Annotated in this window: 7 protein-coding genes; 1 reads left to right on the forward strand and 6 read right to left on the reverse strand. The window is 69.9% G+C overall.

Going from position 1 to position 13184, the window contains the following annotated elements; translation table 11 throughout:
* Positions 1-39: 39 nt before the first annotated feature.
* The 5 genes from ACIBK0_RS39945 to ACIBK0_RS39965 all read right to left on the reverse strand — a co-directional run bounded on the left by ACIBK0_RS39945 (position 40) and on the right by ACIBK0_RS39965 (position 8211).
* On the reverse strand, positions 40-2016 hold the full coding sequence (locus ACIBK0_RS39945) for a beta-galactosidase (protein ID WP_399091336.1): 1977 nt from the start codon (positions 2014-2016) through the stop codon (positions 40-42).
* On the reverse strand, positions 2016-4265 hold the full coding sequence (locus ACIBK0_RS39950) for a 1,4-beta-glucanase (protein ID WP_399091339.1): 2250 nt from the start codon (positions 4263-4265) through the stop codon (positions 2016-2018). Before ACIBK0_RS39950 ends, ACIBK0_RS39945 begins: the two co-directional genes overlap by 1 nt.
* Positions 4266-4514: 249 nt before the next feature.
* Positions 4515-5462, reverse strand: a complete 948-nt coding sequence (locus tag ACIBK0_RS39955) for a carbohydrate ABC transporter permease (protein WP_399091342.1) — start codon at positions 5460-5462, stop codon at positions 4515-4517.
* Positions 5459-6505, reverse strand: a complete 1047-nt coding sequence (locus ACIBK0_RS39960) for an ABC transporter permease (RefSeq protein WP_399091345.1) — start codon at positions 6503-6505, stop codon at positions 5459-5461. Before ACIBK0_RS39960 ends, ACIBK0_RS39955 begins: the two co-directional genes overlap by 4 nt.
* Before the next feature lie 26 nt (positions 6506-6531).
* A complete protein-coding gene (locus ACIBK0_RS39965) occupies positions 6532-8211 on the reverse strand; it encodes an extracellular solute-binding protein (RefSeq protein WP_399091348.1) in 1680 nt (559 codons plus the stop codon).
* Between the two features lie 363 nt (positions 8212-8574).
* Between ACIBK0_RS39965 and ACIBK0_RS39970 the strand changes: the two genes are divergently transcribed.
* Complete coding sequence (locus tag ACIBK0_RS39970) at positions 8575-11421, forward strand: glycoside hydrolase family 3 C-terminal domain-containing protein (protein WP_399091351.1); 2847 nt, start codon at positions 8575-8577, stop codon at positions 11419-11421.
* A gap of 179 nt (positions 11422-11600) precedes the next feature.
* Here the strand turns inward: ACIBK0_RS39970 and ACIBK0_RS39975 are convergent, their stop codons facing one another.
* Positions 11601-13046: an aldehyde dehydrogenase family protein gene (locus tag ACIBK0_RS39975; protein ID WP_399091354.1), complete on the reverse strand. Its 1446-nt coding sequence runs from the start codon at positions 13044-13046 to the stop codon at positions 11601-11603.
* Between the last annotated feature and the right edge of the window lie 138 nt (positions 13047-13184).

Consider the following 13184-nt stretch of genomic DNA (forward strand, 5'->3'; position numbering starts at 1 on the left):
CGGCGGGCAGCGGCTCCCAGGTGGAGTGGACGGGCGCGCTCACGGGGCCGGCTCCAGCACGACGACGCTGTACCGGTCCAGCTCCACGGCGTCCGCCACTTCAGCACCGGTGAGCAGGTCACGATGGCGTCCGGGCACCGAAACGGCGACCCGGTCCCCACCGTGATGGAGGAGGAACAGCAGTTCGCCACGGCGTACGGCCTCCACCCCGGCGGGAAGGCCGTCGAGCGGCGGCCGCACACCCGCGTCCTCCGCGATCCCGGCCAGCAGGGTGCGCAGCGCCCCGGGCTCGGGAAGGGTGGAGAGGTACCAGGCGGCGCCCTTGCGGAGCACGGCCGGCAGCCCGTCCAGCTCGCCGCCCTTGTACACGGCCTCCGCGACGCCGTCCCCGGCCGCCTCGATCTCCTCGGACCACAAGGTGCCGCGGAAGCCGTCGCACTCGGCGGTCTCCCCCGCGTCCAGCGGCCACCACTCGTGCAGCGTGCGGATGCCGAACAGGTCGCGCAGGCGAGCGTCCATGCCGCCGGGGCGTACCCGGTCGTCCTCGTCGGCGACGCCGCTGAGGAAGCCGCAGACGAGGGTGCCCCCTCCTCGTACGTACGCCAGGAGGTTGTCGATCGCCGCGTCCGTGAGCAGGTACAGCTGCGGTGCGACGACGAGCCGGTACGCGGAGAGGTCGTGCTCGGGGTGCGCGAAGGCCGTGGTGAGGTGGGCCTCCCACAAGGCGCGGTGCCAGGCGCGTACGACTTCGGGGTGGTCGACCTCGCTGGAGAGGCGGCCGTCATGCGCGCCGGCCCACCAGGAGTTCCAGTCGTGCAGGATCGCGATGTCGGACGTGAGCCGAGTGCCCGCGACTGCGCCGCCGACGAGGGCGAGTTCGGCACCGAGTTGCTTGACCTCCTGGAAGGTGCGGCCCCGCTCCCCCGCGTGGCTGACCATCCCGGAGTGGAACTTCTCCGCGCCCTGCCGGGACTGCCGCCACTGGAAGTAGCAGACGGCGTCGGCGCCGCGCGCCACGGCCTGCAGGGACCAGAGGCGGTTGAGGCCGCGTGGCTTGGGGTGGTTCACGCCGCGCCAGTTGACCGGTCCGGCCGCCTGCTCCATGAGCATCCAGGGGCCGCCTGCCGCCTGGGAGCGCGTCATGTCCTGGATGAGCGCGCCGTTCTGGGCGCCGAAGGGGTCACGCGGATCCGGGTAGATGTCGACGGAGACGACATCCTCCTCCGCAGCCCACTTCCAGGCGTCCTGGCCCACCCACATCGGCATGAAGTTGCTGGTGACAGGGATGTTCGGGGTGCGTCGGCGGACGATGTCGCGCTCGGCGCGGTAGCACTCCAGGAGCATGTCGCAGGTGTAGCGCTTGAAGTCGAGGATTTGCGTCGGGTTCTTCATGTAGTGCGCGTGGCGCGGCGGGAGAACCTCGTGCCAGCTGTCGTAGCCCTGACTCCAGAACGCCGTGCCCCAGGCCTCGTTGAGGGCCTCGATCGTGCCGTACTTGTCCTGGAGCCAGCGGCGGAAGGTGGCGGCCGCCTCGTCCCCGTAGTCGAAGGTGCAGTACTCGTTGTTGATGTGCCACATGGTGAGGGCCGGGTGGCTGCCGTAGCGGGCGGCCAGGTCCTCGGTGATGGCGGCGGCGTAACGGCGGTAGACGGCGCTGGAGTGCGAGAAGTGCTGGCGGGAGCCCCACCACTCGGTGCGCCCGTCCTCGTCCCGGGGCAGCGTCTCGGGGTGCAGGCGGCCCATCCAGGGCGGGGGCGAGGAGGTGGGCGTGGCGAGGACGACACCGATGCCGTTCGCGTGCATCAGGTCCATCAGCCGGTCGAGCCAGTCGAACTCCCGTGCTCCGGGACGTGGTTCGAGCCTCGCCCAGGAGAAGACGCCGACGGTGACGGAGTTGACGCCGGCCTCCTTCATGAGGCGTACGTCTTCGTGCCAGGTCGCCTCGGGCCACTGCTCGGGGTTGTAGTCGCCGCCGAAGAGGATGCGGCCACGGGTGGCGTCATGGAGCCCCGGCATCAGACGGGCTCCCCGCACTGGATGCCTCGCCCGTTCGTGCCTAGGTAGACCCGGCCGTACACGCGCGGGTCGCCGGTGATGACCTCACCGATCCAGCCCCACTGGTGGGCGTCGTCGTTGATGCGGACCCAGGTCCTGGCCGCGTCGTCGGAGCGATGGACAGCGGTGATGGTCTCGGTCGAACCCACCTGGTAGATCGCCGGGTAGTCCGCTCCGTCGGCGGCTTTGCCGAAACCGAGCGTGTACGAGGCCCAGCAGCTGGTGACCTTGTCGAAGCCGGCGCCACCGTCGGTGGACCGGTAAAGGCCGTTCCACTTCACGCTCAGCCACAGGTCACCGGAGCGTCCTGGCGCCGCGACCAGCTGGAACTGGCTGTCACCGGAGGGCAGTCCGGTCGCACGAGCGGCGAAGGAACGGCCACTGTCAGTGCTGGCGAACAGTGTTCCTGTGTCGGTGTCGTACGCGTAGAAGAGCGTCGGGTCGGCCGGGTCGGCAACCGGCGTGGCGCCCTTCGGGAAGGAGGCAACCTCGGACCAGGTCGCGCCGTGGTCCGTCGAGCGGTGCGCCGTGTACTTCGTGCCGTCCCAGTGCACGAAGGACCACAGCAGGGTGCTGCCGTCGGCGCTGGTGGCGATCGGCCCCGGTGCGCTCTTGGCGATGTCGGGCCGGTCCGCGAAGGGCGCCCAGGTCTGCCCGCCGTCGTTCGAGTAGGCACCGTTGCCGTTGTCGCCCCAGCCCGCGCGGACGACGTACGACGGCTTGGCCGCGGCCTGCGCGAGTCCTGTCGCCGACCCGAAGACGGGGTTCGTCGCCATGCCTCGCGACGGAGACGCCGTGAGCCGCTCGTGGTACATCACGCCGATGTCCCCGAGTCCGCTGATCAGATGTGCCTCCCCGGCCGGGGGCGAGATCAGCAGGCGCACGGCCGTCTCCTCCAGACCGCGGATCTGCGGCGCCCAGCGCTTGAGGTCGCGGGTGCCGTAAAGAGTCGCGCCGGTCCCGTACACGACGTGCTGCGAGTCGTACGGGTCCACGGCGACGGCCTGGATCCACCAGCCGAACTTGGGCTGGTCGCCACCCCAGTCGAGGAAGGGAGTCTCGGACACGTCGAACACGGCACCGTCCTTGAGGGACGTCCAGCTACGACCGCCGTCGGTGGTCCGGAACACCGTGTCGCCGTCCGCCCAGCGGTTGTTGGTGGACACGACGAGGGTGCCCGCACGGCAGGCGTCGACGGCGACACCGCCGTAGGCGAAGGTGTCCGCCGATCCTCCCCCACTACTCGATGTGTGGGCGGTGCCCCCAGCCGTGGTCCCGCCCGGCTTCACCGGGGTCACGTCGGTCCACGCCCCCGTGCCGGTGCGCAGCTTGTGCACACTGCCGTCGGACTGGCCGTTGGGCCCGGGCGCGTTGCCGTACGTCACGTACAGCTCGCGGGTGTGCGTGTCGTACGCGGCACGGAGCGGGACCTTGGCGGAGGTGCCGGACGGCTGCCCGGGTACGGCCTGCCAGGTCGTGCCGTCGGCCGTGCGGTACAGATTCGCCGTGCCCGCGGTGCCGTCGCCGTCGCCCCAGCCGGCGTAGACGGCGCGCCCGGCCGCGACGAGGAAGGTGATGCCCTGGCCGGAGGAGCTCGCGGTCGCCGGAAAAGCGGCGACGGCCGTCCAAGTGGCTCCCCGGTCCGTGGACTTGAGCAAGCCGTCGTGCCGGGTGCCCAGCCACAGCGTGTCGCTGTCGCGCGGATCGACGAGGAGCCGTTCCCCGGCTCCCCGCCCGTCCTCGTTGGCGCCGAGCTTCACGGACAGATCGGTACGGGTCCAGGTGGCACCGCGGTCCTCGGAGCGCAGGACCGCGCCGCTGCCCGCCCACGACTGGGCGTAGGTGCCGAGGGCGAGGTACAGCCGGTCGGGGTGTGCTGGGTCGACGGCGAGCGCCTCGACGCCGAGGAGGTTCCAGTCGTCCCAGCCGAGATGGTCGGTGAGCGGCGTCCAGCGGGCGGCCCGGTCGTCCCAGCGGTAGGCACCTCCGATGTCGGTGCGGGCGTAGGCGAGACCGCGTACGGCGGGGTGGAAGAGAACGCCGGTGACGAAGCCGGTGCCGCCGATGACGGCGTTGCGCCAGCGGTACGGCGCCGCGGTGGCGGCTTCGGCGGCGTGCGCCCGGGACCCCAGAGCGGGGACGGTGGTGAGCGCGGCCGTGGCGGCGGTCCCGGAGAGAACGGCTCGTCTGCTCAGACGGGGTGTGTGCATGACATGCCTCGTTCTGGGAGAGGGGGTGGGGAGGAGCGGGGACCACGAGACCGGGGCGGGCGACAGCGCCTCTTGGGGGGCGCGGGGAACTGCGCGACCAGCCACGACGGACCCGCAGTCGGGGGACGCCCCGCAGACTTCCTAATCGGCCGCGCGGCGGAGCACTGGGCCCGCCACGGCCGACCGCTGATCAGGAGCAGGTCGGCCGCGGCGGAGTAAAGAGGGCCGGGGAGAGAGGGCCGACGCACGTCAGCCCTTGACCGCGCCCGTGAGCATGCCCTTCTTGAAGTGCCGCTGGACGAACGGCGAGAGGATCGCGACCGGCAGCAGCGCCATGACCATCACGGCCATCTGGACGGCGAGCGGCGACAACTGCCCGGTGTTGATCTGGGTCGCGAGGCCCACGGGACGCTCCTGCTTCTGCACCAGCTGGATCATGACGTTCTGCAGCGGCATCATGTCCTGGTCGGTGAGATAGATGGAGGCGTTGAACCAGGCGCTCCAGTAACCGACCGCGTAGAAGAGCGAGATCACCGCGAGGACGGCCCGGGAGAGCGGCATCACGATCTTCCACAGGATGCGCCAGTCACCCGCACCGTCGATGCGGGCGCTGTCGATGAGTTCGGGTGAGATCCCCATGAAGAACGAGCGCAGCACCAGGATGTTGAAGACGCTCACCGCGCTGGGGAGGATCAGCGCGAGGTAGGTGTCCGTGAGGCCGAGGGCCTGCACCAGCAGATACGTCGGGATGAGGCCCGCGCCGAAGAACATCGTGGCGAGCAGCAGCATCAGCAGCCAGCGGTGTCCGAGCGATCCGATGCGCGAGAGGCCGTACGCGCACAGGACCGAGACGGCCATGCTGAACAGGGTGCCGACGAGCGTCACGCCCAGACTGACCATGGCGGCACGCTGGACCTGGCCGCCGGTGAGCAGCTCCTTGTAGGCGACGAAGGTGATGCCCTTGGGGATCACCACCAGGCCGCCGGCCGCGTCGATGGTCTTCCTCGACTGGAGGCTGGTGACAATGACGATCCAGAGCGGGAAGAGGATCGCGAAGGCGGCCAGGGTGAGGGCGAGGCCCTTGCCCGCGAGGCCCGCCCTGCTCGGCTCCTCCTCCCAGGGCGGCCGGGGCGGCGCGGCCCATCGGCTCGGCGTGCCGGAGAGCTCGGCGGCGGGCTTGTCGATGACGGCGGTCATTTCTTGTACACCCCCTGCTCACCCATGAGGTGGGCGACCTTGTTGGCGGTCAGGACGAGCCCCAGGCCGACGATGCCCTTGATGAGTCCGGCAGCGGCGGCGTAACCGAAGTCCTGGTTGCGGATGCCGTTCCACCAGACGTAGGTGTCGAGGACTTCGGAGGCTCCGGGGCCCACGGAGTCGCGCTGGAGCAGCAGTTGCTCGAAGCCGACGGTGAGGGCGTCACCGACGCGGAGCACCAGGAGCAGGGCGATCACCGGACGCAGCGCGGGCAGCGTGACGTGCCACATCCGCCGCCAGCGCCCGGCGCCGTCCATCGCGGCGGCCTCGTACAGGTCGTTCGAGACGGCGGACAGGGCCGCGAGGAAGACGATGATGCCCCAGCCCGCGTCCTTCCAGACGCCCTCGGCCGTCACCAGGAACTTGAAGATTCCCGGATCGGTCATCAGGTCGATGCCCTTGTGCCCGTATTGTCGCAGCGTCTGCGCGATGATGCCCGCGCCACCGAAGATCTGCTGGAAGACGGTGACGACGAGCACCCACGAGAAGAAGTGCGGGAGGTACATGATCGCCTGGGCGACCGCCCGGACCCGGGGTCTGACCACACTGTTGATCAGCAGCGCGAGCACGATCGGGATCGGGAAGTACAACACCAGCTGGAGGAAGAACAGCACGAAGGTGTTCTGCACCGCGTGCCAGAAGGCCGAGTCCTCGAAGATCCGCTGGAAGTTCTCGAAGCCGACCCAGGGACTCTCGAACATGGCGACGAAGCCGTTGTCGCTCAAGTACGGGTCGTAGTCCTGGAAGGCGACGATGTTGCCGAGAACCGGTATGTAGGTGAAGACGAGGATCAGCGCGATCGCCGGCAGCGTCATCAGGATCAGGGTGCGGTCGCGTCTGAACCGGAGCCGGAAGCTGAGCTTCCCCGCACGCTTTCCCGCACGCCTTCCCGAAGCCGCACGCTTCTTGGCGGGCCCCAAGGCCGTCTGCTCGTCGTTCGTCTTCGCCTCGGCCCTGCTCCGAGGCACCGTGCTGTGGGACACGGCCTTCTCCTTGCCTCAGCCCTGGGTCACTTGGCCGTGGAGCCGTTGTCGTCGAGCAGCTTCTTGTACCAGGCGCGCAGGTCGTCGCCACCCTTCTTCTTCCAGTCGGAGACGGCCTGCTGCATGTCGCTGATCTTCTTGCGACCTCGCACGATGTCGTCTTCGAGCTGCTCGAAGTCGTTGGCGAGGTTGGTCCAGCGGTTGGGCTCGGTGACGGTCAGTCCGTAGAAGGAGGACTTCTTGGTGAAGGCGCCCATGCGCTGCTGCCACTCGACCATCAGCTTGGTGATGTCGGGGAAGTCGGGGTGGGCGACGTAGGCGGCGGGGTCGCCGGTGTAGTCGTAGGCGCCGTTGACCTCGTTGACACCCTTGGTGGTTTTGGCGGGCAGGCCGTTCTTCACGGTGTAGTCGGTGCCCTCGACGCCGTAGTCGGTGAGCATGCGCTCCTTGGTGCCGTAGGGCGCGGCGCAGAAGTTGGCCAGGGCGAGGAAGTCCTTGATCTGCTGCTTGGTGGCCTTCTTGCTGACGAAGGTGAAGATGTTCGCGGGCTGGACCGCCCACAGGGTGGGGTCACCGCCGTCGGCACCGAAGATGTCCATCGCGGCCATCTCGAAGTCGGGCTTCTGGGTGCGCTGTTCGGACGTCTTGCCCCACCAGTAGGACAGGTTGCCGTTGAACACAAGTACCTGGCCCGCGCCGAAACGGTTGGCCGCGTCGCCCTTGACCGCCTTGGCGTCGGGGTGGACCACCCCGGCCGCATACAGCTTGCGGGTCCATTCCAGGGCTTCCAGGTACCCATCGGTCTCGATGCGGTTGATCAGCTTGCCGCCGTCGAGGTTCCACCACAACGCCTTGTCGCTGCCGGGCAGCACGCCGAAGAAGTTGAAGGCACTCCACTTGAGGTCGTCGCATGCCCAGACCTTCGCCTTGGCGTCGGTGACCTCCTTCGCCCAGGACAGGAACTCGGCCGGCGACTTGGGGGTTTCGTATCCCTTCTTCTCGAAGAGGTCCTTGCGGTAGAAGGGCGCGATGTCCGTGACGTATGAGCCGGGCATCGGGATCGCTCGCAGCCGGCCGCCGAAGATGGCCCTCTGCCAGGCATCGCTGGGGACAGCCGCCAGGTTCGGGTAATCCTTGACCTTGTCGCCGGACAGGTAGGGGCCGAGGTCGGCGAACTTGGCGTTGATGGCGCTGGGTATCTTGCCCATCAGGTTCCAGCCGGGGACGACCACCGCGTCCGGGATCTCGCTGGAGGCGAGGATCGCGCCCAGCTTCTCGTCGTAGGTGTTGCCGTCCTGGTTCTGCCAGGTGACCTGGACACCGACGGCCTCGTTCATGGCCGTGTAGTACGCGTTGTCGTTCGACGGCGGGGTGCCCCACAGGGGCGCCATGACCTTGATCTTGCCGCCGCTGCCGAGCTTCTTGGGGACGGAGGTCTTCAGGTCGGCGTCCGCGATCGCCTTGGTGAAGCCCGCCGCCGAGCCGTTCTTCGCCGGAAGGTCGGGCGTCACGACGCTCGACGCCACAAAGGTCGGAAGGATCTTCTGCGCGTCCTTCCCGGAGGTGGTGCCGTCCTTGTTGCCGTCGTTCCCGCCGCCGCAAGCGGCGAGCAGCGGCATCCCTCCGGCGACCGCGGCGGCGGCGACCGCCGTGGAGGCGAGGAAGCTTCTCCGGCTGGGGGCGGAGGTGGCGGAGTTCGGCGTCATTGCGTCAACCCTTCGTGGCGCACAGCAGGACACCCGGCGGTTCAGCCGTCGGCTGCGGTGTCTTGAGTGGAACTGGCTGAGCTGAAGCGGTCCTCGGAGGATTGCGTCCTCCGGGGAGGGCGGTCCGTCAGTCGAAGCGCTTCGATGTTGCTGCGAGGTTAAGTGAACACATGGGGGTGCACAAGAGTCGATTCCAAGATTCCTCGGAGGTATCACGTAACGGAGCGGCTCCGCCTGGCACTTGAAATCACGGTGAGGAAACACAGTTGTTGCGCCGGGATGTCTTGACACCCACCCCCTGGTCGAATGAGCATCGAAGCGCTTCGAAAGCGCCCCGTCGCTCCATCGCAAAGGGATCACCACGTGACCGCACAAACGCCGCCTACGCCGCCTTTCCGTGATCCGCGACTGCCGTTCGCGAAGCGCATCGACGACCTGCTGGCGCGGCTCACACTCGACGAACGGATCGCGTTCCTGCACCAGTTCGCGCCCGCCGTCGAGCGCCTCGACGTCAGGGCCTTCCGCACCGGTCAGGAAGCCCTGCACGGCGTGGCCTGGATGGGCCCGGCGACCGTGTTCCCGCAGGCCGTGGGCCTGGGCGCGACCTGGAACGACGACCTGGTACGCCGGATCGGCGAGGCCGTGTCGACCGAGACGCGCGCCATGCGCGCCCGCGACGACCGCGTGGGCCTCAACGTCTGGTCGCCCACGGTGAATCTCCTCCGCCACCCCCTCTGGGGGCGCAATGAGGAGGGCTACTCGGAGGACCCGAAACTCACCTCCGCCATCGCCACGGCGTACACCCGGGGACTGTGCGGCGACCACCCGGACTACTGGCGCACCGCGCCCGTCCTCAAGCACTGGCTCGCGCACAACAACGAGACGAACCGCGACACGACGTCCTCCTCGGTCCGGCCACGCGTCCTGCACGAGTACGACCTGCGCGCCTTCCGCGAGACGGTCGAGGCGGGTGCGGTGGCCGGCGTGATGCCCGCGTACAACCTGGTCAACGGCCGCCCCAACCACGTCTCGCCGTATCTGCGCGAGCAGCTGCGCACCTGGACGGACCAGGACCTCCTCGTCTGCTCGGACGCGGGCGCGCCCTCCAACCTGGTCGACTCCGAGCACTACTTCGACACCCACGAGGAGGCGACCGCGGCCGCGATCCTCGCCGGGGTCGACAGCTTCACCGACCACGGCACGGACAGCTCGAAGATCGTCGAGCGGGTCCGAGGGGCGCTGGTCCAAGGCCTGTTGAGCGAGGCCGACATCGACGCGGCGGTCCGCCGCCAGCTGGCGATCCGCTTTCGACTGGGCGAGTTCGACCCGCAGTCGGACCCGCACGCCGGCGTCCTGGACTTCGACACCCCGGCCCACCGCGCCCTCGCCCAGGAGGCGGCGGAGCAGGCGATCGTGCTCCTCAAGAACGACGGCCTGCTGCCCCTGAGCCCCGACGTCCGGGTCGCCGTCGTCGGCCTCCTCGCCGACGAGTGCAAGCTCGACTGGTACAGCGGCACCCTCATCCACCGCTCGACGCCCCTGGAGGGGCTGTCCGAGCGCTTCGGCGCCGAGCGCGTGGACTTCGTCGAGGGCGTGGACCGGGTCCGCCTCAGGACCTCCTGCGGCACCTACGTGTCGGTGCCCGCCGCCGACGGCGTGGCCGAGGACATGCGCGGCGCCGAGGGCACGCTGGACCCGGCGCTCCTCGCGGGCCGCACCGACCTGCCCCCGCTGACCGCCGACGCCACCGGCACCGAGCTCGCGCTGATCGACTGGGGCGAGGGCGTGCTGACGCTGCGTGCACCCGACGGCCGCTACCTCTCGGTCGCCGGGGACGGCTACCTCCGCGCCTCCGCCGATCAGCCCGGCGGCTGGGTCGTCCAGGAGACGTTCCGCCTCGAGGCCTCCGGCACCCATGCGAACGGTCACCTCCTGAAGCATCTGGGGACGGGTGGTTACGTCTCTGTCGCCACCGACGGCGTGAAGGTTGCCGCCGAGCACCGGGAAACCTTCGAGCTGGAGTTCACCGAGCGCGGCGAGGACGCGGTGGCCCGCGCGACGGCCGCCGCCGACGTCGTGCTCGTCGTCGCGGGCAACGACCCGCACATCAACGGCCGCGAGACGCAGGACCGTACGACGCTGCGCCTGCCCGAGCACCAGGAGCGCCTGCTGCGCGCCGCCCGCGCCGCGAACCCGAACACGGCGCTGGCCCTGGTCTCCGCGTACCCCTACGCGGTGGACCCGGCCGACCTTCCGGCCGTCCTCTGGACGGCTCACGGCGGCCAGGCGGCGGGCACCGCCCTGGCCCGCGTACTCGCCGGCGACGTCTCCCCCGCGGGCCGGCTCCCGCAGACCTGGTACGCCTGCGACGACGACCTGCCCGACCTCCTCGACTACGACGTCATCGGCGGCCGCCAGACGTATCTGTACTTCGAGGGCACGCCGCTGTTCCCGTTCGGGCACGGTCTTTCGTACGCGTCGTTCGCCTACGCGGATCTCCAAGTCCGCCGGCGCCTGGGCGCGCTGGCCGTCTCCTTCACCGTCACCAACACCGGCGAGGTGGCCGCCGACGAAGTCGCGCAGTTCTACACGCGCGCCGTGGACCCGTCCGTACCGCGCCCCCGGCGCGAACTGGCCGCACACCGCCGCGTCCACCTCGCCCCCGGCGCCTCGACGGACCTCACCTTCGAACTCCCGCTGTCCGCGTTCGAGTTCTGGGACGTGGCGATCGGCCGTCCGCGCCTGGAGCCGGGCGCGTACGAGGTGCTCGTCGGGGCGTCCAGCGAGGACGTCCGTCTGCGTACGACGGTTCAGCTCGACGGCGAGCCCGGCGCGCCCCGCCCCGTCCGCGAACGCGGCCTGGGGGCCGCCGACTTCGACGAGCAGCGGAACATCGCCCTCGTCGACCGAACGAAGGTGGCGGGCGACGCGGTGACACCCGTGGACGGCGGGGCGGGCGAACTCGTCTTCCGGAACTGCGACTTCGGCGACGACGGCATCACGTCGTTCACCGTCGAGGTGGCGGGCGGCGGCACCGTGGAACTCTCCCTGGACGGGGGCCCGTTGACCGCCGCACTGACCCTGAGCGCGACAAAGGGACCGTACGACTACACCACCCTCGGCGCCGAGATCGCCGCCGTCGGTGTGCACGACGTACACCTCGGGCTGCGCGGCCCGTTGCGGCTCGCGCGCGTCGGCTTCTCCGGTTGAGGGTCCGGAGGGGCTGACGCAGGGGCCCGGCACCGGAAGGCATCGGCGCCGGGCCTCTTCACCGGGACAGTATCTGAAAACGATTATCGTTAGCTACTCTGTGTCGTCGTTTCCTCACAAGCCGACGGCCGGAGCCCCCGCACAGCGGGCTCCGGCCGTCGGCTTGTTGCGGGGTCCGGTCAGAGGGCGAGGCCCGTCAGCACCAGCACCCGCTCGTAGGTGTAGTCGTCCATCGCGAACTTCACGCCCTCGCGGCCGACACCGGACTGCTTCACACCGCCGTACGGCATCTGGTCGGCGCGGTAGGACGGCACGTCACCGACCACGACGCCGCCGACCTCGAGCGCACGGTGGGCGCGGAAGGCGGTCTGCAGGTCGTGGGTGAACACACCGGCCTGGAGCCCGTACTTGGAGTCGTTGGCGGCGGCGAAGGCCGCGGCCTCCCCCTCCACCTTCTGCACGGTGAGGACGGGTCCGAAGACCTCCTCGCAGGAGATGGTCACGTCGGCCGGCACGTCGGCGAGGACGGTCGGCGCGTAGGAGGCGCCGTCGCGCTTGCCACCGGCAAGGAGCGTGGCACCGGCCTGCACGGCCTCGTCGACCCAGGACTCCACGCGCTTGGCGGCGTCCTCGCTGACCAGCGGGCCGACATCCGTCTTGTCGTCGGACGGGTCACCGGTGACCTGGGCCTCGACGGCGGCGACGACACGGGGCAGCAGCCGCTCGTACACGGACGCGTCGGCGATCACGCGCTGCACGGAGATGCAGGACTGGCCGCCCTGGTAGTTGGAGAAGGTCGCGATGCGGGTGGCGGCCCAGTCCAGGTCCTCGTCACTCGCCCAGTCGGCGAGCACGACGGCCGCGCCGTTGCCGCCCAGCTCCAGGGTGCAGTGCTTGCGCGGCACCGAGTCCATGATCGCGTAACCGACCTTCTCGGACCCGGTGAAGGAGATGACGGGCAGGCGCTCGTCCTGCACCAGGGCGGGCATCCGCTCGTTGGAGACGGGCAGGATGCTCCACGAACCGGCGGGCAGCTCGGTCTCGGCGAGCAGGTCGCCGATGATGAGGCCGGACAACGGGGTCGCCGGCGCGGGCTTCAGGATGATCGGCGCGCCGGCGGCGATGGCCGGGGCGATCTTGTGGGCGCACAGGTTCAGCGGGAAGTTGAACGGCGCGATGCCCAGCACGACACCCTTGGGGAACCGACGGGTGACGGCGAGCCGCCCCTGACCACCCAGGTCGGTGTCCAGGCGCTGCGCCTCGCCCCCGTTGAAGCGGCGGGCTTCCTCGGCGGCGAACCGGAACACCGACACCGCACGGCCGACCTCGCCGCGGGCCCACTTGATCGGCTTGCCGTTCTCGGCGGAGATGAGCTGCGCGATCTCCTCGGTGCGCTCGACGAGGCGGCGCGACACGTGGTCGAGGGCGGCGGCACGTACGTGGGCCGGGGTGGCGGCGAACTCGTCCCGCACGGCGTACGCGGCGGCCACGGCCTCCTCGACCTGCGCCTCGGTCGGGACACTGACCTTGCCGACGACCCGACCGTCCCACGGGGAGGTGACGTCGAAGGTGGTCTCACCGGTGGCCTGGCGGCCGGCGAGCCAGAAAGCGTGGGTGGAAGTCATGTGCGAGTCCCGGCCCTTCCGCGTTGGGGGTGTTGTTCTGGGGTTTCCTGTTCCACGGTAGGGCCGGGGCGACGAAGGGTCGTTTGTCCGAGTCGTAGCAGTCGGGGTGGTGGGTGCGCCGCTTTGGCAGGGACGCCG

Origin of the sequence: Streptomyces sp. NPDC050564 (assembly GCF_044457265.1) — a bacterium.
Classification (GTDB): Bacteria; Actinomycetota; Actinomycetes; order Streptomycetales; family Streptomycetaceae; genus Streptomyces.

Excerpts from the sequence above, each read along its gene's own strand:
- ACIBK0_RS39950 (WP_399091339.1), bottom strand. The coding sequence starts at position 4,265 with ATGCACACACCCCGTCTGAGCAGACGAGCCGTTCTCTCCGGGACCGCC.
- ACIBK0_RS39975 (WP_399091354.1), bottom strand. The coding sequence starts at position 13,046 with ATGACTTCCACCCACGCTTTCTGGCTCGCCGGCCGCCAGGCCACCGGT.
- ACIBK0_RS39965 (WP_399091348.1), bottom strand. The coding sequence starts at position 8,211 with ATGACGCCGAACTCCGCCACCTCCGCCCCCAGCCGGAGAAGCTTCCTC.
- ACIBK0_RS39955 (WP_399091342.1), bottom strand. The coding sequence starts at position 5,462 with ATGACCGCCGTCATCGACAAGCCCGCCGCCGAGCTCTCCGGCACGCCG.
- ACIBK0_RS39945 (WP_399091336.1), bottom strand. The coding sequence starts at position 2,016 with ATGCCGGGGCTCCATGACGCCACCCGTGGCCGCATCCTCTTCGGCGGC.